A 24185-nucleotide genomic window follows, 5' to 3' on the forward strand; every position below is an offset into this window, starting at 1 on the left:
ATACATTATATTTTAAAAGAATTGTTATAAATTATAGCAATTCTTTTTTTTATGTTTGATTAATGGTGTATAATATGTGAAAGGAGTTTTTTTATGAATAATGAATTAAAATATGTTGGAAATCTTAAACAACTCTTTAATGTAAGAGAAGTTGAATTAAAAGAAGGAAAGGCTAACAATGTTAGAATTTTAGAAGTTAACAATGGATCTGGTTTATATTTTGAAATTAATGTTGATAGAGGATTTGATATTCCAATTTTAAGATATAATGGAATTAATTTTGGTTATATGGCTCCTTGTGGTAATTCTTCACCTCAATATTTTGATGATAAAGGATTAGGTTTTCTAAAAAATTTCAATGTTGGATTTTTAACTACTTGTGGATTAAAATCTGTAGGAACTCCTAGTACTTTTGAAGGTAAAGAATATGGTCTCCATGGTAATTATTCAAATACTCCAGCAGATCATTATTATTATAAATTTGATAAAGATGAGAATGGAGCATTTGTTGAGTTAAATGCCACAGTTTATGATGCAGTAATTTTTGAAGATAAATTAAAATTAGATAGAAAAATAAAATGCTATTACAAATCTAATAAATTGGTTATAGATGATGTTGTAACTAATGAAAGTTTTAATAAAGCAATTCATAATATTTTGTATCATATGAATTTAGGTTATCCTCTATTATCTGCTGATAGTAAAATGTATTTAAATTCTGAAGAGGTTATACCTAGAACAAAAAGAGCAAAAGATATTATAGATTTATATAATATTATTGAAGAACCTCAAGAGGAATATGAAGAAGCTTGCTATTATCATAAATTAAAAAGGAATAGCAACGGTGAAGCAGTTTTTGGAGTATTTAATCCAAAATTAAATACAGGAGTTGCAATCACTATTAATTGTGAAACCTTAAATAATTTAGTTGAATGGAAATTAATGAAAACCAGAGATTATGTTTTAGGTTTAGAACCAACTAATAATTTGATTGATGGGTTAGAGGATTTAGCTTCTAAGAATTTATTAAAATATTTAGAACCTGATGAGAAAATTAAATATCATATTGAAGTACAAGCAATAAGTGAGTATACACAGTATGATGAAATCTTTAATAAATAAAATTTATATTAACCATCCAAATTGGATGGTTAAATTTTAATATCTAACAAGGTATATTATGATATAGAGGACCTCTACCATGTCCAATGTTTAAATTATATTCTATTGCTTTTGTTAAATATTCTTTTGATTTTTTAACCGCTTCATTGATTGTTAGTCCCTTTGCTAAGTTAGAAGCGATAGAGGATGATAAAGTACACCCTGTCCCGTGGGTATTTAAATTATTAATTAATGGGGCTTCAAACCATCCTTGATAATTTTCACTAATTAGAAAATCTGAGGCCATAGTATCTAAATGTCCACCTTTAATTAGAAAAGGTACTTTATATTTTTCAAATAAAATAATACCTGCCTTTTCCATATCTTCTTTTGAGTTTATTATTAATCCAGATAGAATTTTTGTTTCAAATAGATTTGGAGTTATTAGAGTTGCTATAGGGAAAAGATATTCACTCAATGTCTCAATAGCAGATTCATCAATTAGTTTTCCATTGCTAGTTGCAATCATAACTGGATCTAATACAATATTTTTTGCTTTATAGAAATCTAATTTTTCTCTAATAATTTTTATAATTTCACTATTTGATACCATTCCAATCTTTATTGCATCAGGAAATATATCGGTAAAAATAGCATCTAATTGGGCTGCTACTATATTTTTCTCTATTGATTGAATTGCATTAACCCCTAACGTATTTTGTGCTGTAATTGCAGTTATAACACTCATAGCATAAACTCCATGAGCAAACATAGTTTTAATATCTGCTTGTATACCAGCGCCTCCACTAGAGTCACTTCCAGCAATTGTTAATACTTTCTTCATTTAACTCTCCAATTGAATTAATACAAAGATCACAAATTTTCTCATAATCTTTTGATTCGTTATTATTTAAAATTCCAATAGTTTTTAAATTTAATTTTTTAGCACTTTTTAAAGAATGAATTGCATCATCAATTACTAAAGTATTTATGTATTCTAGATTATAGTTTTTTATAATTTTTTCAAAAAATAGAGTGTTTGCTTTTGAAGTATTATATTCACTTTCAGTGATTATAGAATCAAAATATGAATCTATATCATTTTTTATAAAACATTCTTTTAGTAATTCTTTTCTACTTGCACTTGCAACTAAAAGTGAATAGTTTTTTTCTTTTAACTCTTTTAATAATTCTTTTGTTCCATTAAATAATTCAACTTCGTTAATATAGTTGTATTTTAATTTATCTTGCAGAATTGAATTAATTTCATCAAAAGATTCTTTAAGTTTATATTTCTCTTTTATGTAGTAAATTCCTTCATCAAAACTCATAGTCCAAAGCATATCATGTAGGTTTTTTTCTACATTTATTTTTTTATTTAATAAGAAATTTAATACTAAATTATCCCAAACCCATAAAGAGTTAAGAATAGTTCCATCTGCATCAAAAATTATGGTTTTCTTCATAAAAGCTGGTTCTCCTTATTATTTTTTTCAAATTTTCCGCTGCTGTTTTTATATCATCTTTAGCAAAAATAGCACTTATTATAGATACTCCATTGATGTTTGTATTAGATAGGAGAGGAATATTATTTTCATTTATTCCTCCAATAGCTACAACAGGAATATCAACATTTCTTGTTATTTCTTTAAGGATTGAAATATTTAAATTTTGTGCATCATTTTTTGAAGAAGTTGGAAAAATTGCTCCAACACCTAAATAATGAGCTCTCATGTTTTTTGCTTCAATAGCTTGTTCAATGTTTTGTGCTGATATTCCCAAAATCATTGACTTTGGTATGCTTGATTCAATTAAATATTTTCTAAGATCTTGCTGTCCTAAATGAATCCCATCAGCATTACTTTCTATAGCTATAGATAAATCATCATTTACAATTAGAGGGATATTATTTCTGTAACATAGAGGCTTAATGTTACAGACTTCTTTTATGAAATCTCTTTTAGATAAATTCTTTTCCCTAACTTGGATCATAGTTGCTCCACCAGCTATAGCTTGTTCAACTATATCATAAATACTTTGGTCTTTTTTTAACCAGCTTCTATCTGTAATTGCATATAGTTCTAATTGGTTTTTATCGAATTTCATATTTTATATTCTCTTTTATTTTTTGTGTATCTATTTTATTGATGGAATCTATCAATAAAGTTCTATATGATGCATTTCCTTGATATGGTTGCATTAATTTATATGCAATCTCTCCTGCAATATTCATTTGAGATATAGCACTAAGGGTTGCACTAAAATAATTTGTATTTGATGCAACATGAGCTGCTATTAAACTAGTTAGCATACACCCAGCTCCAGTTATATTAGCCATCATTTGATTGCCATTATATAAAAGGGCACATTTTTCACTATCACAAATAACATCAATTTTACCGCTTATAGCAATTATTGCTTTTGTTTCTTTACTTAGTTTTTTTGCCATATCTATAATTGCTTCTTGGTTTTCTAATGAGATACTATCTGTTTCTTGAGCATCAACACCTCTAGTAGAGTTTTGATTTAGAGCTATGCTTTTTATTTCACTAATATTTCCCCTTATAACAGCAATTTGAGCTGTTTTAAGGAGTTTATCGATGCATTCATTTCTAAAAGATGAAGCCCCAACACCTACTGGATCTAATATAATAGGAATATTATTTTTATTTGCAGTTTTTGCTGAGATAAGCATGCTTTCAAAAGTTCTTTCGTTTGCTGTACCAATATTTAAATAAAGAGCGTTAGAAATTTTAGTTATTTGTTCGGCTTCTTTAATACTGTCCGCCATGATAGGGGATGCATTAGCAGCTAATAAGATATTTGCAACATCATTTACTGTTACGTAATTGGTTATACAATGTACTAGAGGTTTTACTTTATCTATATTATTAATTATCATTTTTTAATCCTTTTTTAAGTAGAGTGTTATAAATAATCACTAATAAAGAAGTAATTATTATTGTTGGTATTGAAATTCCTAAGAAGAAATCAGAAGTGAGAAATAATCTATATAATATAAAGCCAATTATAAAAATTATTATATTGGAGTAGTTGATTTGTTCTTTTTGAACATCTTTTTTGAATAAGAAATAATCAGTAATTTGTATTGCTGCCATTGGTACAAAAACAGAACTGATAAGATACAAGAAGGATTCTAAAGAATTTTGATTCCAAAATAATGAAATAATTAGGCCAATCAAAACACAAATTATAGAAACTTTTTTTTCATTAAAATTAAATACTGAAAAACTAACACCGCATGAAAAGGCATCTAAAAATGTAGTTGTTATTGTAGATAAAACAATTATTAATATTCCAATTATTCCCATATTAGAATTAAGCAGAATTAGTGCAAAATTACTTTCTTTGGCAAAAATAGCACAGCCTAAACCTATTATATACATCCAAGAACTTGCAAAAAAATAAGTTACTGAGCTTAAAAGAGGAATCTTTTTATTACTAGTTTTACTATTAGTATAATCACCAATTAAAGGTAGCCAAGAAAGTGGCATAGCTATAGCTAATTCTAAAGCACTAAAAAAGCTTAAGGTTGAATCGTCAGCAGATGAGCTTTGTCCTTTAAAAATGGTTTTACTTATTATTATAGATAATATAAATAATAAAGAGATAATTATAATTGGAAAAATTTTTAATTCTTTGAATTTTACTATCAACCAAAGAATGATTAATAGTGCTATAATAATAGACCAAATTCTTATTGAAATATTTGGTAGCAAGATATTTGCGGCTTGAGAGCCAGAGAATATCATAACGGCAGTCCATCCAATTAATTGGATTCCATTAAGTGAGGCAAAAAAGGCTCCTCCTGCTTTGCCAAAAGACCTAGCAGTGCTTTTCATAGTAGAAAGTTTAGTATTTGTACTTATAATTCCAACTAGATACATAAGAAGGCATCCAATAATATGCCCTAAGATAATTACAATTATTCCTGTCTTTAATCCTAAAGGAGCGAATAATGTACCTGTGAGAATTTCAGCAATTGAAATTGCTGCTCCAAACCAAATTAAAATTGCGTTTAGATAATTCATAAAGAAAACATCCTTCGAACCAATATCCTGATATTTTAGAAAGATGTCATATATGAAACTCCCTCCGCTGGTATTATCCAGATCAGGTTAAGGGTCGAAGTTGATTACTTCCTCTCAGCTTGCTTACAAGCTCCCCTGGTTCTAATTAATTATATAAAAATACTAGCATTAATTTTAAATGCTGTAAATTGCTATAGAGCTATTAAATATTATTTAATAACTCTAAAAATAAATCCACAAAGGTAATTACTTTCTGGGAAAGAAATTCTAACTGGATGATCACTTGCTGCACTAAGTGTCTCTAGGATTTGAATTTCATAATTATTATCAATAGCAGCCCAAGATAGAATAGTTCTAAAGGTTTCTAAATCAATTGCACTTGAACAAGAAAAAGAAGCAATAATACCATTGTTCTTAATTTTTTTCATTGCCATTCTATTTAAATCTTTATAAGCTCTTGAAGCATTATCCACTTGGCTTCTTTTCTTTGCAAGTTTTGGAGGATCTAGAACCATTAAATCATAATAATCTTCTTTAATTTCTCTCATTTCTTCAAAAATATTACAGACTTTAGTTTCTACTTTTTCTCTTGTGCCTTCTGCAAATTTATTGTTGTTAATATTAATATGTATATTTTTTAACAAAGATTTTAGTGCAAAATTAGAAGAATCTAATGCATCAACATGTTTAGCGCCAGCTTTTAGAGCATGTAAGGTAAATCCACCAGTATAAGAGCAACCATCTAAAATAATTTTATTATCACAATACTTTTCGATTTTTACTCTGTTATCTCTTTGGTCACAAAAGAATCCACTTTTCTGACCTGTTCCAGGAATAATTTCATAATCAATGCCTTCTTCAGTAAATTGGATTGGTTCAAATTTTGTCTTAGGAGTAAAATATCCATCTTCATTATAGAAAAAAGTTTCTTCTTTGAGTTTCTCAAGACCACAGAAATTTTTATCAGTATTTAAAATGATGAGACTAGGTTTTAACTGTTCAAAAAGTGTTTTTGCAACAATATCTTTTATGGCATAAGCAGATCTAGAGCTAATAATTACTCTGATAAATCCATTATAATAGTCTGCAACAATTCCTGGGATAAAATCGGCTTCAGAAAAGATTAGCCTATAAGCATTTGTATCTGCTTTTTTAATTAAATCTGCTCTTCTATTGATTGCTTCGATTATTTTATTTTCCCACCAAATATCATCTATTATTTCATCGATTTTCCAACTTAAAAGATGAATTGGAGTATTAGATAATTTATCATAATATCCATAACCGATAAAGCTGTTATTATAATCTACAACTTTACAAATACAAGGAGATGTTGCATCTACTTTATAAATTGCACCTGAAAAAACCCAAGGGTGATGGTTTTTAATTTGTTTTTCTTTACCCTTTTTTATACTGATCGTATTCATGTTTCAAAGAATAGAGTTTTTTTATATAATTGTCAAAACAATAGTTGATTAAATAAATGTAGTTGTTAATAATTACAATATGAAAAAACAACCAATAAGAGCAGTATTATTTGATTTGGATGGAACTTTATTATATACACTTGGCGATATTAAAGCTTCTGTGAATGTTCCATTAGTTAATAGAGGTTTAGAACCAATAACTATTGAAGAATGTAGAGAAATAGTTGGACACGGTTTAAGAAATGCAATTGAAACTAGTTTTATAAGAAGAGGCTATGAAGCTGATGAAAAAGAACTTGATCAAGCTTTAATAGAATTACAAACCTATTATAAGGCAAATCCTACAAAATATTGTAAACCTTATGATAAAATTAACGATACTTTAAAGAAAATTAATATTCCTTTTGGGATTTTCTCAAATAAAGATGATAAAATAGTAAAACAAATAGTCCCTGTTGTTTTTCCAGGAATAAAATTTGATTTTGTTTGTGGTGCAAAAGACGGCATTTTAAAACCTAATGGTTCTAGAGTTATTGAATTTAGTAACCAAGTTGGTATTGATGTAAGTCAAATGTTATATGTTGGGGACAGTGAAGTTGATTATAAGACAGCTGTAGATGCAAAATCTCAAGTTCTATTAGTAACTTGGGGTTATCGAGATAAAGAAGAATTAGTTAAATTTGAAGTTCCAACAGTAGATAGTGTTGAAGATTTATGGAGGTTTATCAATGCAAATTAATAAAGAAGAAATAATTAAAAAAGCTAAAGATTATATTAGTGCTGAAAGAAATGATGTTTTTAGAAAAGAAGTTGAAATAGCTTTAGAAAATGAAAATTTTGATGATTTGTATGACAGATTTTATACCACTTTAGCCTTTGGTACTGCTGGTATGAGAGGTGTTATCGGTGGTGGAACAAATAGAATTAATACCTTTATGGTAAAAAAAGTTTCACAAGGCCTAGCTTCTTATTTGGTTTCAGAAATAAATAAACCTTCAATAGTAATAGCTTTTGATTCAAGAAATTATAGTAGTGAATTTGCAAAAGCAGCAGCATTAGTTTTAGCAGCTAATAAAGTAAAAGTATTTCTTTATGATAGTTTAAGACCTGTTCCAATGTTATCTTTTGCACTTAGACATTTAAAAGCAAGTGCAGGAATTGTAATCACTGCTTCTCATAATCCAAGTAAATATAATGGTTATAAAGTATATTGGTCTGATGGAGGACAAGTAACACCTCCACATGATATTAAAATAGCTGAATTAGCTAATAGTGTATTACCAAATAATATTAAAGAAACTTCAGAAAAAGAAGCAAGAGATAATTCTTATTTAGTAAGTGTCGAAAAAAGTGTTGATGAAGCTTATTATGATATGGTTATTTCATCTATTAGAAGAAAAGAATTATTTAAAGAAACAAATATAACAGTAGCATATACTCCTTTACATGGTTCAGGAAATATCCCAGTAAGACATATGCTAAGTAAATTAGGTATTAATACGGTTGTTGTAAAAGAACAAGAAGAACCTGATGGAAATTTCCCAACAGTTAAACTTCCTAATCCTGAAAGTGCTCAAGCTATGGAAAAAGTAATTGAATTAGCTAAAAAAGAAAAAGCAGATATAGTTTTAGGTACTGACCCTGATGCAGATAGACTAGGTATTGCTATCCCTAAAAATAAAGAAAAGGATGAATATCAATTATTAAGTGGAAACCAAATTGCTACATTATTATGTGATTATTTATTAGAAACAAGTAAAGAACAAAATAGAAGTGGAATTCCTTTTGTTGCAAAGAGTCTAGTAACAACTGATTTAGTTAAAAAGATTACAGAAGCTAATGGTGGTATTTCAAAAGATGTATTAACTGGATTTAAATATATTGCAGAACAAATCAAAAACTTAGAAGAAGATAAAGAAAAATATTTCTTATTTGGTTGTGAAGAAAGTTATGGCTATTTAAGTGTTCCTCAAGTTAGAGATAAAGATGCAGTATCAACTAGTGTTTTAGCTGTTGAGATGATGTGCTATTTAGCAAGTAAGAATATTACTTTACAAGAAAGACTTGATTCTATATATGAAAAATATGGTTATAGTACTGAAGTAGTTTTCTCAAGAGACTATGAGGGTGCAAGTGGAAAAATTGAAATGGATAATATCATGAAATCTTTCCATCATTTAGAAGTCGGAGATATTCTAGTTGATAGAAAAATTTCTGAAATTCAAGACTTAATGAAAGACGGTAATGATTTTCCTAAATCAAATGTAGTAATTATAAAGTTTGAGTCTGGAGAGAAATTAGTTGTAAGACCTAGTGGTACAGAGCCAAAAATTAAGTATTATGTATTCTTAACTGGAGAAAGAAAAAGTTTAACTGAAAAACTTCCAAAAATCATTGAAGAGTTTAAAGCGTTTTAAATATGTAGATTTTATGATTTAACTTTAATTATTGCATCTATTACGTTATTATATAGTTGTTGGAGGTACACTGTGGTTTACTTATATTATATAAAAAGTTTGAAATCTATCCTTTTGAATCCTTTTTATAAGAATAAAAATATTGGGGATTTAAATAGTGAAGAACCTATAACAATCTTAAGTGCCAATACAATCACAAAAGATGATAACGAATATATTACTCAAGTTTGCTTTGAAGAAATAGATCAAAGTGTTAATTTATGGATTCAAGAAAAGAGATATTATTTAAGATTATTAGCTTCAACCTTTGCTTTTTTTATAATGTATTTTTTCTTATCTTTAGTTATTAGAGATCCTATTCCATTATTAGATGAATTTGTAGGTAGTGGAGCTTTTGCTATTTTTGCTTGGAATTTCTTTTCCAAAAGAGATAAAAAAAGTGCAATAGCTAGAAAAAAGAAGTTAGAGATTAAAAGACAAGTTAATAGTGCTAATAATAAAGAATTAGAAGTGCTTAGAAAAATTGAAGATTATATTTTTAATTTAAGTTCAAGAGATAATCTAGATATAGCGGATGCAATAACTTTAGTTGAAGGTGAAATAGTAAGTTTTCAAGTTGAAGAAGATGAAAAACAATACTTAGATGATATTTTAAGACTTTTAAAACTTAAACTTTTTGAAAACAATAAAATAGAAACTTATTATAAGAAATTACTTAAAGTTAATGAAACGAATATTAAAGATGAAGCATTAAGTTCTAGGTTGATTGAATTTGGAAAAACCAATAAATTTGATTTGTTGCTATTATATTTAATAATAGCGATAGAAAAAGATAGGGCAAAATAAAAGATAATGTAATTAGTTTTATTTATGGATATAGATAGATCTAATTACATTTTTTTTGCTCAAGAGGTTTGTAGATATTATATTTTAGTTTCGATAATTATTTTATTTTATCTCAGTTATAATAATAAAGAGCTTTTATATAAACCAATATTTTTTTTATTTATTCCATTTTTATTACTATCTATATTTAACGTTTTAGATATCTCATTTAATTATAAAATAATTATAATTTTAGTTTTTATGTTTTATTTACTAGTTGTATGTGTTAATTCAAACCATATCTTTAAAGCATCTTATGATATGAATTGTATTAATAGAATTGAAGGGTATGTAATAAAAGATCAAAGTAAAACTAAAAAAGATTTTTATTATTTTAAGATAAGGGCAGATAAAGCTTATTTAAAAGATAAGAGCTGTATTAGTGTAAAAGGGGATATCCCAATATTATTTAATAAAGACTACTCTTTGTTATTTCTAACTCCCGTTATTATAGATGTTGAATATTGCAAAGATATTGACCTCTTTAAAGCAAAACAAGTTCAAGTTTTAGAAAAAAATAATAACTTATTATATTTAGTTGATAAAATTATTTTTAGTATTAGAGATAATAGAGTTTATATATTAAAAAAAATTAAATCATATATTCATTGTCCTTTAGCTAGAATGTTATTACTTGGGCGTTGTGATCAACAAGGGTTCATTTATAAAGATTATGCATTAAAATTAGGCTGTGCTCATTTATTAGCACTATCAGGAATGCATTTATCCATAATAATATTATTTTTTTCTAAAATACTTACAAAATTTTTTCCAAAGAAAGTAGCAAAATATATTTCAATAATTTTTGTTGTTTATTTTATATATATTACAGGGCCAATTCCCAGTTTAATTAGAAGTTTTATAATGTTTATTCTTGGCTTTTTCTCAATAAAAGGAAATCTAAGAAGTGAATTAATCTTATTGCTTTCAGCCATTCTTCAAGCAATATTTTTCCCCTTTACTTTTATTAGTGCCGGCTCTTTATTTAGCTATGGGGCATTGAGCGCAATTTTTATTTATTCATCAATTTATAAAGTGAAAAACAAAATAATCTCTGCTATGATGACTACAGTTTTTGCGATTTTAGTTACATATCCACTATCAATTTCTTTAGGTGGTTCGTGGTGTATTCTATCAATTATTTTAGCTCCATTATTAACAATTTTTATAACCTTTGAGATGTTTTTAGCTATTGTTATTTTGATAAATTCTGTAATAGTTGATTTCTTTTATTATTATATTTTTAGAAATCCCCCTTCAGTTTTTAGAGCAATTTTAGAATTGGGTGAGAATTTAATTAAAGAGATAAATTATTATTTGCATGTAATATTAAACTACAATGAAAGAATTATAAGAGAAGCTTTTGTTATAGGAGAAAAAGTAGCTTTAAAACTACCGAGTTTTTTAATTAATGAAAAAGGTTATATTTTCTTTGTTGTGATAGTATTGACCACTACAGGAGTGTATTTGTATTCTAGAGTCAGTTTTAAATTTAGGAGCAAACAAAAACATGAGTTGGGATTTCCAATACGAAAGTAAAAGCGCAATAGTAGAACTGTTAGAAAGAAATGAATTAGCAATGAGTAAAAAATTTGGTCAGAATTTTTTATTATCAAAAGATGTTAGAGAAAGAATTGTTGGTTATATGAATCTATCAAAAGATATGAAAGTATGGGAAGTTGGACCAGGTATTGGGGCTATTACATCTTTAATATTAAAAAAAGATGTAGATTTAACAGCATTCGAAATAGATCATGGTTTTTGTAGATTATTGGTAAATGAAGCTTTTCAAGATGAGGGTAGATTCACACTTGTTGAAGGCGATGCTCTAAAAACTACTATAAAAAAATTTAAAGAAGATAAATCTACTCCAGATGTTGTATGTGGGAATTTACCATATAATGTAGGTAGTGTTTGTATTGCAAAATTACTTGAGAATAAATGTCATCCTAAAAAAATGGTTTATACTTTGCAAAAAGAAGTTGCTCAAAGGCTTTGTGCAGAAAGTGGCACTAAGTTATATTCTTCATTTTCCGTTTTAGCTCAAATTGATTATAATGTTAATATTGTTATGGATATAAATAGTCAAGCTTTTTATCCCGTTCCAAATGTAGTGAGCAGTGTTATTGTAATGGATAAAAGAAAAACTTCTTTAGTTTCTGATGAGTTAAGAGATATTTTTATTATGGTTGTAAGAGATCTTTTCTCAAAGAGAAGAAAAACTATTAAAAATAATATTGTTAGTGGACAATGTGGAAAATTGTTTGAAAAAACACAATTAATAACTGCATTAGAGAATTCTGGTATATCTCTACAGAGTAGAGCCGAAAAATTAAATATTAAGGATTTTATTAAAATTTCTGAAGAAATAAAAAAAATAAAAGAATAAAATATTAGCTTATGTCAAAAGCTTGCTATGAGTAAAATGAACTTAATTACTTGTAGATAAAAGAAATAACTTTGATTTAGTTTTTAAAAATATAATGAATAAAAAAATGTTATAAAACTATTGTCAGAATTTGTTTTATTTACTATACTATATATGCTTATTTGTTAAAGATAAAAGTAATTAGGAGAGTTAATATGCTTAAAGTTATGACTTTATTAGCATCTTTATTAATTGTAACTCCAGCCTTGCTTTTAGCAGCAGTATAATTTTTACTATAGGTATGGACTAATTAATAAAGGTAAAGGTTATGAATGCATTTCATAACGAACTTACTTAATTAAAAGGGAAAATTAATTAAAAATATTATTGGGGACGAAAACGTCCCCAATTTTTTATATCATTTTGTAAGTGATTTTTTTAGTTTAAAGTAGCAGCTTGAGCTAAAGTAATAGCACTAGTTACAACGATATCTTCAACACTACATCCTCTAGATAAGTCAGATACAGGTCTAGCAAAACCTTGTAGGATTGGACCATAAGCTTCAGCACCAGCTAAACGTTGTACAAGTTTGTAGCCAATATTACCAGCTTGTAAGTCAGGGAAAATTAATGTGTTAGCATGTCCTGCAACATTTGAACCTTTAGCTTTAAATTCACCAACTTCTTTGATTATTGCAGCATCTAATTGTAATTCACCATCAACAGCTAATTCTGGACATTTTTCTTTAACCATTTGTGTAGCTTGTTGTACTTTTTCAACTAATTCGCCTTTTGCAGAACCTTTAGTAGAATATGATAATAGAGCAACTTTTGGTTCAGCTTCTAAGAAAATTTTACATGATTCAGCAGAAGCTTCAGCAATTGATGCTAATTGTTCAGCTGTTGGATTAGGAATAGTTGCACAATCTCCAAAAATAAAAGATCCATTTGCACCTAAGTCAGTTTTATCAGTAGCCATTACAAAACAACTAGAAGCACTCTTAATACCAGGTTTACATTTAATAATTGTAAAACAAGCTTTTAATACATTACCTGTAGTATTTAATGCACCTGCTACCATAGCATCAGCATCTTTTAATCTTGTCATCATAGCACCCCATTTTAGTGGGTCAATTATTTGTTCAAAAGCTTCTTCTTTAGTCATGCCTTTATGTTTTCTAAGTTCGTAATATTCATTAGCATAAGCATCTCTTTTATCTGAAGCTTCAGGATCTAATAAAATTAAAGAAGAAAGGTCTACACCTAATTCTTTTGCTTTTGCTTCGATTTCTTCAACTTTACCTAATAGAGTAACAGAATTAGCTAATTTTTCTTCCATTACTTTTTGAGCAGCTTTTAGAGTTCTTTCTTCACATCCTTCTGGAAGTACCAAATTCTTTTGAGCATCTTTTGCTTGTGTTTTCATTTTTTGTGCAAATGTCATTATATATCTCCTAAGATTTAACAATTCATTATTTTCATACTATCATAATGAAAATCATTGATAAATTACTTTGATAAACCTTTATTGGATATTTTTCTAAAAAGTTTAGCAAATTGAAAAGTAATAGGATAAATATAAAAAATAATAATACAATTTTGTTATAAGTTTTGTTTATTGTGTAATAAATTTCCAAGCTGGAATAATATCAATTGTTATATTATTAATATTAAGAGTTTTTTCTTCATCATAAGTTATTATATTTAATTTATTACATTTTTTGAATTTATTAAATTTTAGTAAAGCGTTAATTTCTCTTTCTAAAGTTTCTTGTGCACTTATAGAATAAGCAACTTGAATTGCTTGTTTTGTTTCAGGAATATAAAAATCTATTTCAATGGTATCTTTGTAAAAAAATACGGAATTTTTATTTTTTGCGTTATTTATTAGATAAATAGCTATCAAATTTTCTAATATAGCTGGATTTTGATTTATTAAAAAAAGATTTAAAATTCCAGTGTCATAAAAATAATATTTTGGATTGGTTATTTTACTTTCAAATGAAGAATTTATATTTTTAATATCAAAAATAAGATAAGATTGTTTCATATATTCTAGATATTGAAGTATGGTTTGTTTACCTACTTTTAATCCAATACTTTTAATTAAATTTGTTAATCTTGTAATTGAAATAGGTTGTCTAACGGATTCAGCCAGCTTTTTTGTTAAAAATAATAAAGCTTCACTGTTTTTTATATTATTTCTTAAAGCAATGTCTCCTAAATAAATAGTTTGAAAGATGCTATTTAAATATTCTCTTTTTAGAGTCAGGTTGCATATTTCAGGTAATCCACCATAATAAAAATAATCATTATATAATGATAAAAATGTGCTTTTCCCATTAGTAGAATATAATTTTTCATTAGTAAATGAAAAATTGTTAGCTTTTAAATATTCTTTTAATGAATAAGGAAATATTTCTTTTATAAAAAATCTTCCTCCAAGGATTGAAGCAATTTCTTTACTAAATATTTTAGCATTTGATCCTGTAATATATATTAAATGTTTAGAATCAGCCATTCTTCTTGCAAATTTTTCCCAGCCATTAATATTTTGTATTTCGTCAAGAAATAAAATTGGTTCTATATTATTATTAAGTTCATAATGGGCTTCAAGTAATAGGTTAAAATCTGAGGAATCAAAACCAATTAATCGTTCATCTTCAAAATTAATAAAAAGTATTGATTCCCAAGAAATACCTTGCTCAATTAGTTCATATATACGCTGATATAGTAAATATGATTTACCAACTCTTCTTAAACCAACTAGTACATAAGGCATACTATTCTCAAAAAATATATTTCTTTTATTGAGTTTTACTTTTTTTATTTGTGTTTTTGTGTCAATTATTATATTTTTTAATAATTCTTTATTAATCATAATCTATATCTCCTGATTTCTTTTTTGTTAAGACAAAGAATTGTAGAATATTGAATTTAATAAAATATGTCTTATCCATAAGACAATAATAGCATAATATTGTCTTATAAACAAGCCAATATTTAAGTATAAATGTTCTGTTAATAAGACAATGTTTAGGTATAATGATTTTAAAGACATAAGTAATATTATTTTATATATAAGAAGAAACTTAAATATTATGAGTTTTTATAATTATTAACTATAAATTTAGATAATAAAAAAATATAATTGTTATTTCTTTTTTGAATTTGGCTTGAATGAAATGTTTGCCTTGATGTATCTTTGCTTTATATAAGGATGAAATTAAATTATGAAGATTGGTGTATATGGTTTAGGCCGCTTTGGTAAGTTTTGGGCTCAAGAATTTGCAAGACATAATAATGAAGTTTTAGGATATAGTAGAAATATAAAAGAAGATATTGAAGGTGTAAAACAGGTAGATGAAGATACCTTTTTAGCTTCCTGTGATGTTATTTATTTCTGCGTTGCAATCAGTGCCTTTGAGAAGGTCATCAAAAATGTAAAAGATAGATTGAAACCTGGAACTATAGTTGTAGATACTTGTTCTGTAAAAGTTTATCCATCAAAAATTATGAGAGAAAACTTGCCAAAAGATGTTTATTCAATAGCATCTCACCCAATGTTTGGTCCAGATTCAGGAAAAAACGGGGTAAAGGGTTTACCTCTTGTCATTTTTCCTATATCTTGCCCTAAAGATGTTTATAATGAAATCTTAAATGGTTTCAAATCTTGGCAGCTTGAAGTACTAGAGATGTCTCCCGATTCACATGATAGAGAAGCTGCTTGGTCGCAAGGTATTACACACTTCGTAGGAAGAGTGCTAGATGAACTTGCTCTTCAACCAACTGAACTTGCTACAACAGGGTATAGGAGGTTGATGTCTATTGTTGAACAAACCTGTAATGACCCTATTCAATTATTCCATGATTTACAGAAATATAATCCTTATGCGAAACAAATGAGAATGGGACTAAAGGGCGCTTTAGATTATGTTATGCAGGACTTAGTATCCCAGGAGGACTAGGTGAATGTTTGTGTTTACACATTGGGCTGTAGACTTAACCAATGTGAGAGTGAAGGAATAGCAGATGCTTTTGCAAAAGAAGGTTTTTCTATTGTAAAAGATAAAGACGTAGCTGAAATATATATAGTAAATACTTGTACAGTAACAAGTAAAGCTGAGCAAAAAGCCAGAAGAATGATACGTAAATTTGCTAATATAGGTATTTGTGTAGTAACAGGATGTTATGCACAATTAAATGCGAAGGAAATAAGAGAATTAGCAGAAAATATAATTGTAGTTCCATTATCAAAAAAAGCTCAATTATTAAAACTGCCTACACATATTAATGCAGCATTACAAAGTGGTATGAACTTAGAGAGTGCAATTACTACCTTTGTTGATGAAGATGCTAGTGTATTTGATTATGCAGCTGCATCATTTTCTTATCACAATAGAGCTTATTTAAAAGTTCAAGATGGTTGTGATAATAATTGTTATTTCTGTAGAGTTCATATTGCTAGAGGAAAAGCTGTTAGTCTTGATAGCGATATAGTAGTTGAAAGAGCTCTAGATTTAGAAAAACAAGGTTATAGTGAGATTATGCTTACTGGCGTTAATCTAACTATGTATGACCATAAAAATGATGGTTTAGGTGGATTATTAGAAAAACTACTTAAATCTTTAGGGCCAAATATCAGATTAAGATTATCTTCTTTAGAAGCTGATCATATTGATGAGAGACTTTTAGAGACTTTAAAAGATCCTAGATTACAACCTCATTTCCATATTCCTGTACAAAGTGCTAGTGATGTTGTTTTGAAAAGAGTTAATAGGAAATATGATAAAGCTCATTTAACTTATGTCGTTAATAGATTAAAAGAAATCAAAGATGATCCATTTATTGCCGCAGATATTATTTCTGGACTTCCAGGAGAAGGGGATGAAGAATTTAAGGAAACCTATGAATTCTTAAAAGAATATGGTTTTACTCAATTGCATGTTTTCCCATTCTCACCAAGACCAAATACTGCTCTTTATAAAGCTAAAGATAAAGTTCCTGAATATGTTAGAGATGAAAGAGCTAAAGAACTTAGAGATCTATCTAATGAATTATATAATAATTACTTAGAAAGACAATTGAATAAAGAGTGTGAAGTAGTTCTTCAAAAAAGAAAGAATGGAAAGTTCACAGGAGTTACTGGAAATTATATCGATGTAACTGTTGATGAAGCTCCAGCTTTTGCAGCTCCAGGAATGCTATTTAAAGCAAAGTTTGTTGATATTTCTAAGAAAAACCCTATAGTAAATATTATAATTTAAAAATTTATATTTTAAAAATGAATTTTAATAAAGATAAGGATATTTGATTTTATATTAAATATCCTTATTAATTTTTTATTGCTATAAATAATTATTTTTACTACATCATCAATATGAAAATTTATTTAATATATAATCCATTCTATCTTGAGAGGATTTGCAAGTATCAATTAGATATCCTTTTTGACTTGGATATTCTTTTAAACCTCTGTAATAAAAAAACTTGATTTCATCTTCAATTATAAAAGGTTTTATATTGTTTTTTAAACATTCTCTAAACATTATTAATCGACCAACTCGTCCATTCCCATCTTGAAATGGATGTATTTTTTCAAATTGATAATGGAAGTCAACTATATCCTCTAAGATTTTATTATCGATAGTAGAATATTCATCTATTAATTTTCTAATTTCAGTAGAAACTTTTTTAGGGGCTGTTGTATCTATTCCTCCAACGGTATTTTTTCTTTTTTTGTAATCGCCTACATTAAACCATTCTAAACGACTATCAGAGGTACTATTTTTAAGTATAAAGTGGAATTGTTTAATAATAGTTTCAGATAAAGGCTCAAAAATACTATCAAGTAAATAATCAAATGCTTTGAAATGATTTACAATTTCAATGATGTCATTTGTATTTTTTACTCCTTCAATTGTATTTGTTTCATAAATATATCTTGTGTCCTCTTCATTTAATTTACTTCCTTCAATTCTATTTGAATTATAAGCAAATAGAATTTGAAGTTCATGATATAGGCCATTGGGTAATTTAATTTTTTTTTCTTCTAATAGGTTTGAAAGAAAGGTTGAAACCTCTTTTTCTATTTCAACAATATCTTCAATTTTGCATCCAAGTTCATTGCAAATTAATGCAATAGTATTTAAAGAAACACTTTCATTTTTATTAAATTTAGCCATAGTTCTTGAAGAAATATTTAATTTCTTTTGTAAATATTGTTTTGTAAGATTTTTTTCTTTTAATCTTTCATTTAAATGATATATTAATTTCATATTTTACCTTTACTTATATAAATATTTTATATTAAATATTTATTTTTGTAAAGATTATGAGTTATGAAGAAAGAATTAGCTTATTTAAATAATATTATAAGTAGATCTATTATGCTAATTGTGTAAATTTAGATGATAACCATTAATAAAGTTAGAAGGGCACGTCAATAATAGTTTGTTAATTTGTTATTAGTAATTTAGTTAATAAAAACGGTGTATTAGATTCTAACTTTTTTTATTGCTTAATTTTATTCTATAAATTGTATTTTTTGTTTTTCAATGTTGATTTTTTTGATTTCTGTATTTTCTTGGACTCATTTTACAGTATTTATTAAATGCTGCTGAAAAGGTAGCCGGATTATCATAACCGACAGCAATTGCTATTTCAGAAATAGTAGTAAAGGTATTTCGAAGTAGAAATTTAGCTCTGTCCATTTTTAATTCTCTAACCTTTTCTCCAGGAGCACAATTAAATACAGTTTTACAAATACGATGTAAATGAGCTTTGGATGTATTGCTTTCACTACATAAGTCTTCAATCGACCAAGGCTCATCAATTCTAGTTGTAACAGTTTCCCATAATTTAGCTAATTTTATTCTTTTCCATTTATTGTCGATATCTTCAATCCAGTTTAAAGATCTCTCTAGCGTAATTAAAAATAATTGTTCATATAACCCAATTGCTTCAAAACTTTTTGCATCTTGATAGGCGTCTTCTTTAAAAAGTTCTAAAATGTATTGTTTTAATAAATCCCCTTTTTCAAAGGGTGAAACACTGTAATCTGAAAAGGATAGCTGTATTCTTGTGCTAGTTTCAAGTACTGTGAACCAAATCATTTCCAAAGGTGTATCGCCGTAGGCTTCTTCTTTATGACCTTGTCCTGTTGCAGTTGAAATAAATACTTCATTTTGATTTAAGAAGAATTCACTACCATCTTCCATTGTTAATTTTGCTTTGCCGGATAAGCAAAAAACAAATACATGATAACCTCTATTTGCAATCCTTTTCACATAGAAATCATTGTCTAATATACCATATCCACCTTGTGTTATTTCACAGGTTTTAAAGGGCTCTTTTTCAAGCATTAGAGTAGAAAAGTGTCTTTTATCAAATAGTTTTGGTTCATGAACAAACTCTCTTAATATTTTCATATATAGAGAATAACATGGAATTTTATATTAATAAAGGATGAGATAAATTCAAAAGTTTTTGAGCATATTTAGTATTTTATTTTTTATAAACTCTTGTATACTGCTTGCATTAATAAAATACTATGGAGTAAGAAAATGGAAGTTTATAATTACGATCATTGGCAAAAATATAAGACAATTTCTGGCATAGATGCAGATTTAGTAATATCAGCAATTCAGAAAGAAATTAGAAGAAATCACGTAGAAAATGCAACAACTTTAGCATATGAAATGTTGAAAACAAGTCGTGAATTAGAAGAATATCTATGGCAACGTTTAAGAGTTATCAGTGTAGAAGATGTTGGTTTAGCAAATCCAACAGCAGCTATGATGATTCATAGTTTAGATGCAATGAGAAACACAATTCCACAAGATGGAGATAGAGGTTTATTTGCAATTCATGCAGTTAGATATTTATGTGAATCAATGAAAGATAGAAGTAGTGATGAGCTTTATAACTGGGTTATGAAATGCTATGCAAATGGTACTATCAAACCAGAAATTCCTGAGTATGCAATTGATAAACATACAAGATTAGGTCAAGAAAGAAAAATGACTGAAAAGGAATTTTATCTAGAAGGTTCTAAAGTTAGTCCAGAATGGAAAGAAAGAAATACAACTTATAGAGAACGTATTTTAGAAATTATTGGAGAACAAGAATAAAAACTTAGTTTTAAGTTATTGTTAATATAAAAACGTATTAATGATTTTTATTGTTAATATTTTCAGGAGAGAGAAAATGAAGAAGAAGTTATTTATTTTAAGTTTAGTTTTACTAATTAGTTTACCTTTATTTGCTAATGGTAAAGCTGAAAGCAAAGATGAAGAAAATGTTGTTACTACAGTTTGTAGAGCTTCATATGCAACAGCTGATTGGTATAATCAAATGAACCTTGATTTTGAAAAAGAAACAGGAATTCATGTTGATGTATCTCCAACACCTGGTAATGATGATGACCATGTAATGAAAGTTAATTTAGATTTATTAGCTGGTGGCGATATTGATGTTATTCAATCATTAGGTCCTAAAACTTATCAAAACAGAGTTAGAGCTGGCTATTTTGTTCCTTTAAATGAATTAGTTAAAGATGCTGGAGTAGATGCAGAACAAATTTGGGGTACAAATATTCCTTATGAAACTGATGGTAATTATTATTCAGTACCATTAAAGAAAGAAGTATTCTGTGTATTATATAACAAAGATTTATTTGATGGTGCTAATGTACCTTATCCAAGTGGATCTTGGACTTGGGATGATTATCTAGCAATTGCACAAAAGATTACTGATGCAGATAAGGGTATTTATGGTTCCTTTATTTTAGCAGATAATCCTTTCCAATTCTTCCAAGCAAAACAACAAGGTGCTGCTTTATATACTGAAGATGGTATGTGTAACTTCAATAACCCACAAGTAAGAGAAGCTGTACAATTCTATTATGATTTAGGAAATAAATATAAAGTTCAACCAAGCGTATCAGAAATGCAAGCAGAAAATGTTTCTTGGAACTATTACGCTATGGAAGGCGATCATCTTGCAATGTTCCCACAAGGAAACTGGTTCACTCGTTTATTAAACAGTCAATCTGACTATCCAAGAGATTGGAAATATGGTGTTGCTCCATTACCAAGTGCTGGTGAAAATGGAAACAACAACTTAATTTCTATGGCTTATTCTAGTATTAATAAAAATGCAAAACATAAAGATGCTGCTTTAAAATATGTATTATGGGTTGGTCAAAATCAATGGAAATATGAAGGTGGTATTCCAGCTTTAGCTAGTTTAAGTGAAGAAGATAAAGCTGAGGTATTTGGTCCAGTTGCTGAAGCTTCAAATGGTCAAGTAACAATTGATGATTTATATAATAGCTTTATTGCTAATGGTATGGGAAATCAAAACTCAGATATCTTAGGTGATGTATCTAGCGAATATAATGCAATTGTAAATGAAGAATTACACAAATACTTTATGGATTTAGAAACTTTAGATAATACTTTAGAAAATATTGAAACAAGAGTTAATGAAGTAATAGAAAATGTTAAATAATTAAATTAATATAACTGTCCAAGATAATTGGACAGTTATCTTTAATTAAGTTTTGGAGACTTTATGAGGAATAAAAAAAATAATATTCGATATAAAGATAATAAAATTGCATATATGTTTATTGCTCCATTTATTATTATGTTTGTATTTTTTAAATTTTATCCGATAATATATGGATTTCTAGTTAGTTTTTTAAATAGAAATTCTGTTCAGAGATTAAATGATACAACTTTTGTAGGTTTATCTAATTATATAAAAATTTTATCTAGTAAAACTTTTTGGATTTCATTTGCTAATACTATGATTTTCTCTTTAGTATATACAGCGGCTTTAATGATATTCTCAATGTTTTTAGCAATTTTGTTTAATAAAGAATTTAAAGGCAGAGTTATTGTAAGAACGTTTTTTTACATGCCTTATGTAACAAATATAATTGCTGTAGGTATTGTTTGGAAATATTTACTAAATCCTACTAAAGGTCCTGTTAATGCCATTTTTAGGCTTTTAAATATGCCTGTAGTGCCTCAATGGTTAAACAGTCCAAATTTAGCATTGATTGTTACTGCTCTAATCGGTGTCTGGGTTGCTCTTGCTTTTAATATAATTACTTTTTTAGCTGCGTTGCAAGAAATTCCACCATACCATATTGAAGTTGCTGATTTAGAGGGAGCTACTTTTTTTCAAAAGGTAAAAGAAATAATTATTCCTCATTTAATGCCAACTTTCTTTTTATTATTGGTAATTACTATAATCAATTCATTTAGAAACTATTCAATTATTATAAGTTTAACTAATGGTGGACCTGGAGTTGCAACAAAAGTGCTTGCTTTACAGATTTATGATGATGCATTTACTTATATGAAATTTTCTCTTGCTGCTGCAGAAGGGGTAATTTTCACTGCATTTATTATTTTTATAAATGGCGTTGTTCAAAGGATAAGAAATAGATGGATAAACCAATAAAAAAAAGTGATCTAGTATTTACAGTAATTATGTGGGTTTTAGGTATATTAATGTTATATCCATTTATAATGATGATTGCCATTTCTTTTAGACCTGCGGGTTTAGCTTATAAGCCTTTGTTTTATAGCTTTACTCCAATATTAGATAATTATAAGACAGTATTTTTTCATAAGAATTTCTTTGATTGGTATGGTAATACAATTCAAACTGTTTTAATAACTATAGTTTTGAGACTAATTGTTACATTACCTGCTGCATATGCATTTAGCAGATTGAAATTTAGATTTAGTGGCTTAATAATGGCTGTTTTATTAGCAACCTTAATGATTCCTGGGGAAACAACAATGGTTCCTAGATATTTGTTCTTTAAAAATTTACATTTATTAAATTCATTATGGGTTATAATTTTACCAGAGGTTAGTGAAGTTTTCTATCTATTATTATTAACAGAGTTTTTCCAATCTGTACCAAATGATTTCTGCGAGGCTGCATATATAGATGGAGCCACTCATAAAACAATATTATTAAAATTATTTATTCCTCTATCTGGTCCTGCTATAGCTACTACAATATTATTTAGTTTTATTAATATTTGGAACAATTTCTTAGATCCTTATTTGTTTATTAATTCAATAGATACTCAATTAATAACACCTGCTTTAAAGTTATTCCAAGAACGTGGTGGTGCAGATATTCCAGTGCAATTAGCTGGAGCTTCTTTGGCTGTTATACCAATAATAATTTTATTCATTATAACGCAAAAGTATTTTGTTGAAGGAGTTTCTTCTTCAGGAATTAAAGGATAAAAAAAATAAAATTTTTATGGAGGTGTTATGAGCGATTTTATGTCGTATGACCCATGGGCACAAATTAAAACAAGAAATGGTCTCTCTGGAGATGAAGTAATTTCATTGCTACAAAAATCTATAAGAAGAGGCTTAGAATTTAATGCTTTATGTGCTGCATATGAGATGTATATTACTTCTCCCCAATTTGAGGATAAAATGTGGAGACGTTTATTAAGTATTAGTGTTGAAGATATTGGCTTTGGTGATGTACATGCTCCAGAATTGATTTATACATTAAACAATATTAGAAAAGAGTTTTTGTATAATGATGGAGATAGACCAATGTTTTTTGTTCATGCAATAAGATATTTATGTAGACAAAAAAAAGAAAGATCTAGTGATAATGTAAAGAATACAATTATAAAAGAATTTGCTCATGGAAGAGGGGTTCAAATGCAAGATTATGCTTATGATGTTCATACCCAAAAAGGTAGAGACTTAGGTAGAGATGAATTACATTTCTTAACAGAAGCAAGTGTTGTAATACCTCAACTTGAAGGTGCAGATATTAAAAAGATATATAATGATTATATTGAGTATTGTAAGAAAGAAAAGGATGATAAAACAGAGAGTGATGTTCAACCTTTTGAATATAATTCTTGGCAATATTAG

23 protein-coding genes and 1 riboswitch are annotated in these 24185 nt (G+C 27.5%); of the genes, 13 read left to right on the plus strand and 10 right to left on the minus strand.

Features of this window, described 5'->3' with window-relative positions:
• The first annotated feature begins 93 nt into the window (after window positions 1–93).
• On the plus strand, window positions 94–1122 hold the full coding sequence (locus ACZ5RS_RS05535; protein ID WP_464638244.1) for an aldose 1-epimerase family protein: 1029 nt from the start codon (window positions 94–96) through the stop codon (window positions 1120–1122).
• A 43-nt stretch (window positions 1123–1165) separates the two neighbouring features.
• On the opposite strand, the gene thiD is transcribed toward ACZ5RS_RS05535, so the two are convergent.
• From thiD to ACZ5RS_RS05565, 6 genes are all read right to left on the minus strand, one after another.
• Window positions 1166–1945, minus strand: coding sequence for a bifunctional hydroxymethylpyrimidine kinase/phosphomethylpyrimidine kinase (thiD, locus tag ACZ5RS_RS05540; protein ID WP_464638246.1), 780 nt, complete (start codon window positions 1943–1945; stop codon window positions 1166–1168).
• Window positions 1914–2567, minus strand: a complete 654-nt coding sequence (locus ACZ5RS_RS05545) for an HAD hydrolase-like protein (RefSeq protein WP_464638247.1) — start codon at window positions 2565–2567, stop codon at window positions 1914–1916. The genes thiD and ACZ5RS_RS05545 overlap by 32 nt, the downstream gene beginning before the upstream one ends.
• On the minus strand, window positions 2545–3207 hold the full coding sequence (gene thiE, locus ACZ5RS_RS05550) for a thiamine phosphate synthase (protein ID WP_464638249.1): 663 nt from the start codon (window positions 3205–3207) through the stop codon (window positions 2545–2547). Before thiE ends, ACZ5RS_RS05545 begins: the two co-directional genes overlap by 23 nt.
• On the minus strand, window positions 3194–4003 hold the full coding sequence (gene thiM, locus ACZ5RS_RS05555; protein WP_464638251.1) for a hydroxyethylthiazole kinase: 810 nt from the start codon (window positions 4001–4003) through the stop codon (window positions 3194–3196). Before thiM ends, thiE begins: the two co-directional genes overlap by 14 nt.
• Window positions 3993–5153: a putative hydroxymethylpyrimidine transporter CytX gene (gene cytX / locus ACZ5RS_RS05560; protein WP_464638253.1), complete on the minus strand. Its 1161-nt coding sequence runs from the start codon at window positions 5151–5153 to the stop codon at window positions 3993–3995. The genes thiM and cytX overlap by 11 nt, the downstream gene beginning before the upstream one ends.
• A 42-nt stretch (window positions 5154–5195) precedes the next feature.
• A riboswitch (TPP riboswitch) is annotated at window positions 5196–5300 on the minus strand.
• A 62-nt stretch (window positions 5301–5362) separates the two neighbouring features.
• Window positions 5363–6580 (minus strand): class I SAM-dependent rRNA methyltransferase, encoded by a 1218-nt coding sequence (locus tag ACZ5RS_RS05565; protein ID WP_464638255.1) that lies wholly within the window; start codon window positions 6578–6580, stop codon window positions 5363–5365.
• Window positions 6581–6659: 79 nt separating this feature from the next.
• Here ACZ5RS_RS05565 and ACZ5RS_RS05570 point away from each other — a divergent pair, with 79 nt between their 5' ends.
• The 5 genes from ACZ5RS_RS05570 (at window position 6660) to rsmA (ending at window position 12271) form a co-directional block, all read left to right on the plus strand.
• The gene (locus tag ACZ5RS_RS05570; RefSeq protein ID WP_464638257.1) at window positions 6660–7319 is read left to right on the plus strand and encodes an HAD family hydrolase; all 660 of its coding nucleotides are present in this window, start codon (window positions 6660–6662) and stop codon (window positions 7317–7319) included.
• Window positions 7309–8997, plus strand: a complete 1689-nt coding sequence (locus ACZ5RS_RS05575; RefSeq protein ID WP_464638259.1) for a phospho-sugar mutase — start codon at window positions 7309–7311, stop codon at window positions 8995–8997. Before ACZ5RS_RS05570 ends, ACZ5RS_RS05575 begins: the two co-directional genes overlap by 11 nt.
• 72 nt (window positions 8998–9069) lie before the next feature.
• Window positions 9070–9843: a hypothetical protein gene (locus ACZ5RS_RS05580; protein WP_464638260.1), complete on the plus strand. Its 774-nt coding sequence runs from the start codon at window positions 9070–9072 to the stop codon at window positions 9841–9843.
• Between the two features lie 240 nt (window positions 9844–10083).
• Window positions 10084–11421 carry a ComEC/Rec2 family competence protein gene (locus tag ACZ5RS_RS05585; RefSeq protein WP_464638261.1) on the plus strand — a complete coding sequence of 446 codons (1338 nt, stop codon included), beginning with the start codon at window positions 10084–10086 and terminating at the stop codon, window positions 11419–11421.
• On the plus strand, window positions 11393–12271 hold the full coding sequence (gene rsmA / locus ACZ5RS_RS05590; protein ID WP_464638262.1) for a 16S rRNA (adenine(1518)-N(6)/adenine(1519)-N(6))-dimethyltransferase RsmA: 879 nt from the start codon (window positions 11393–11395) through the stop codon (window positions 12269–12271). The genes ACZ5RS_RS05585 and rsmA overlap by 29 nt, the downstream gene beginning before the upstream one ends.
• 417 nt (window positions 12272–12688) lie before the next feature.
• Here the strand turns inward: rsmA and pta are convergent, their stop codons facing one another.
• Window positions 12689–13693: a phosphate acetyltransferase gene (pta, locus tag ACZ5RS_RS05595; protein ID WP_464638264.1), complete on the minus strand. Its 1005-nt coding sequence runs from the start codon at window positions 13691–13693 to the stop codon at window positions 12689–12691.
• Window positions 13694–13864: 171 nt separating this feature from the next.
• Complete coding sequence (locus ACZ5RS_RS05600) at window positions 13865–15130, minus strand: ATP-binding protein (RefSeq protein WP_464638265.1); 1266 nt, start codon at window positions 15128–15130, stop codon at window positions 13865–13867.
• Between the two features lie 352 nt (window positions 15131–15482).
• Between ACZ5RS_RS05600 and ACZ5RS_RS05605 the strand changes: the two genes are divergently transcribed.
• Both ACZ5RS_RS05605 and mtaB read left to right on the plus strand, forming a co-directional pair.
• A complete protein-coding gene (locus tag ACZ5RS_RS05605; protein ID WP_464638267.1) occupies window positions 15483–16217 on the plus strand; it encodes a prephenate dehydrogenase/arogenate dehydrogenase family protein in 735 nt (244 codons plus the stop codon).
• A complete protein-coding gene (gene mtaB, locus ACZ5RS_RS05610) occupies window positions 16218–17516 on the plus strand; it encodes a tRNA (N(6)-L-threonylcarbamoyladenosine(37)-C(2))-methylthiotransferase MtaB (protein ID WP_464638269.1) in 1299 nt (432 codons plus the stop codon).
• A gap of 108 nt (window positions 17517–17624) precedes the next feature.
• On the opposite strand, the gene ACZ5RS_RS05615 is transcribed toward mtaB, so the two are convergent.
• Together ACZ5RS_RS05615 and ACZ5RS_RS05620 are read right to left on the minus strand one after the other, a co-directional pair.
• Window positions 17625–18527: a Fic family protein gene (locus ACZ5RS_RS05615; protein ID WP_464638270.1), complete on the minus strand. Its 903-nt coding sequence runs from the start codon at window positions 18525–18527 to the stop codon at window positions 17625–17627.
• 276 nt (window positions 18528–18803) lie between these two features.
• The gene (locus ACZ5RS_RS05620; protein WP_464638272.1) at window positions 18804–19679 is read right to left on the minus strand and encodes an AraC family transcriptional regulator; all 876 of its coding nucleotides are present in this window, start codon (window positions 19677–19679) and stop codon (window positions 18804–18806) included.
• Window positions 19680–19814: 135 nt separating this feature from the next.
• On the opposite strand from ACZ5RS_RS05620, the gene ACZ5RS_RS05625 reads away from it, so the two are divergent.
• The 5 genes from ACZ5RS_RS05625 to ACZ5RS_RS05645 all read left to right on the plus strand — a co-directional run bounded on the left by ACZ5RS_RS05625 (window position 19815) and on the right by ACZ5RS_RS05645 (window position 24185).
• The gene (locus tag ACZ5RS_RS05625; protein WP_464638274.1) at window positions 19815–20381 is read left to right on the plus strand and encodes an AAA family ATPase; all 567 of its coding nucleotides are present in this window, start codon (window positions 19815–19817) and stop codon (window positions 20379–20381) included.
• A 76-nt stretch (window positions 20382–20457) separates the two neighbouring features.
• Window positions 20458–21762: an ABC transporter substrate-binding protein gene (locus tag ACZ5RS_RS05630; protein WP_464638275.1), complete on the plus strand. Its 1305-nt coding sequence runs from the start codon at window positions 20458–20460 to the stop codon at window positions 21760–21762.
• A gap of 63 nt (window positions 21763–21825) precedes the next feature.
• On the plus strand, window positions 21826–22725 hold the full coding sequence (locus ACZ5RS_RS05635) for a carbohydrate ABC transporter permease (protein WP_464638277.1): 900 nt from the start codon (window positions 21826–21828) through the stop codon (window positions 22723–22725).
• The gene (locus ACZ5RS_RS05640; RefSeq protein ID WP_464638279.1) at window positions 22710–23531 is read left to right on the plus strand and encodes a carbohydrate ABC transporter permease; all 822 of its coding nucleotides are present in this window, start codon (window positions 22710–22712) and stop codon (window positions 23529–23531) included. The genes ACZ5RS_RS05635 and ACZ5RS_RS05640 overlap by 16 nt, the downstream gene beginning before the upstream one ends.
• A gap of 27 nt (window positions 23532–23558) precedes the next feature.
• Window positions 23559–24185, plus strand: coding sequence for a hypothetical protein (locus ACZ5RS_RS05645; protein WP_464638281.1), 627 nt, complete (start codon window positions 23559–23561; stop codon window positions 24183–24185).

The organism is Pleomorphochaeta caudata (assembly GCF_055395745.1).

What these genes read in the sequence shown, in the direction of transcription:
- thiM (WP_464638251.1), bottom strand. Translation starts at nt 4,003, where the DNA reads ATGATAATTAATAATATAGATAAAGTAAAACCTCTAGTACATTGTATA.
- thiD (WP_464638246.1), bottom strand. Translation starts at nt 1,945, where the DNA reads ATGAAGAAAGTATTAACAATTGCTGGAAGTGACTCTAGTGGAGGCGCT.
- ACZ5RS_RS05600 (WP_464638265.1), bottom strand. Translation starts at nt 15,130, where the DNA reads ATGATTAATAAAGAATTATTAAAAAATATAATAATTGACACAAAAACA.
- ACZ5RS_RS05625 (WP_464638274.1), top strand. Translation starts at nt 19,815, where the DNA reads ATGGAAGTTTATAATTACGATCATTGGCAAAAATATAAGACAATTTCT.
- ACZ5RS_RS05630 (WP_464638275.1), top strand. Translation starts at nt 20,458, where the DNA reads ATGAAGAAGAAGTTATTTATTTTAAGTTTAGTTTTACTAATTAGTTTA.
- ACZ5RS_RS05620 (WP_464638272.1), bottom strand. Translation starts at nt 19,679, where the DNA reads ATGAAAATATTAAGAGAGTTTGTTCATGAACCAAAACTATTTGATAAA.
- ACZ5RS_RS05615 (WP_464638270.1), bottom strand. Translation starts at nt 18,527, where the DNA reads ATGAAATTAATATATCATTTAAATGAAAGATTAAAAGAAAAAAATCTT.
- pta (WP_464638264.1), bottom strand. Translation starts at nt 13,693, where the DNA reads ATGACATTTGCACAAAAAATGAAAACACAAGCAAAAGATGCTCAAAAG.
- ACZ5RS_RS05605 (WP_464638267.1), top strand. Translation starts at nt 15,483, where the DNA reads ATGAAGATTGGTGTATATGGTTTAGGCCGCTTTGGTAAGTTTTGGGCT.
- ACZ5RS_RS05570 (WP_464638257.1), top strand. Translation starts at nt 6,660, where the DNA reads ATGAAAAAACAACCAATAAGAGCAGTATTATTTGATTTGGATGGAACT.
- ACZ5RS_RS05640 (WP_464638279.1), top strand. Translation starts at nt 22,710, where the DNA reads ATGGATAAACCAATAAAAAAAAGTGATCTAGTATTTACAGTAATTATG.
- ACZ5RS_RS05545 (WP_464638247.1), bottom strand. Translation starts at nt 2,567, where the DNA reads ATGAAGAAAACCATAATTTTTGATGCAGATGGAACTATTCTTAACTCT.
- ACZ5RS_RS05565 (WP_464638255.1), bottom strand. Translation starts at nt 6,580, where the DNA reads ATGAATACGATCAGTATAAAAAAGGGTAAAGAAAAACAAATTAAAAAC.
- cytX (WP_464638253.1), bottom strand. Translation starts at nt 5,153, where the DNA reads ATGAATTATCTAAACGCAATTTTAATTTGGTTTGGAGCAGCAATTTCA.
- ACZ5RS_RS05585 (WP_464638261.1), top strand. Translation starts at nt 10,084, where the DNA reads ATGTTTTATTTACTAGTTGTATGTGTTAATTCAAACCATATCTTTAAA.
- ACZ5RS_RS05635 (WP_464638277.1), top strand. Translation starts at nt 21,826, where the DNA reads ATGAGGAATAAAAAAAATAATATTCGATATAAAGATAATAAAATTGCA.
- ACZ5RS_RS05535 (WP_464638244.1), top strand. Translation starts at nt 94, where the DNA reads ATGAATAATGAATTAAAATATGTTGGAAATCTTAAACAACTCTTTAAT.
- ACZ5RS_RS05575 (WP_464638259.1), top strand. Translation starts at nt 7,309, where the DNA reads ATGCAAATTAATAAAGAAGAAATAATTAAAAAAGCTAAAGATTATATT.
- ACZ5RS_RS05645 (WP_464638281.1), top strand. Translation starts at nt 23,559, where the DNA reads ATGAGCGATTTTATGTCGTATGACCCATGGGCACAAATTAAAACAAGA.
- rsmA (WP_464638262.1), top strand. Translation starts at nt 11,393, where the DNA reads ATGAGTTGGGATTTCCAATACGAAAGTAAAAGCGCAATAGTAGAACTG.
- thiE (WP_464638249.1), bottom strand. Translation starts at nt 3,207, where the DNA reads ATGAAATTCGATAAAAACCAATTAGAACTATATGCAATTACAGATAGA.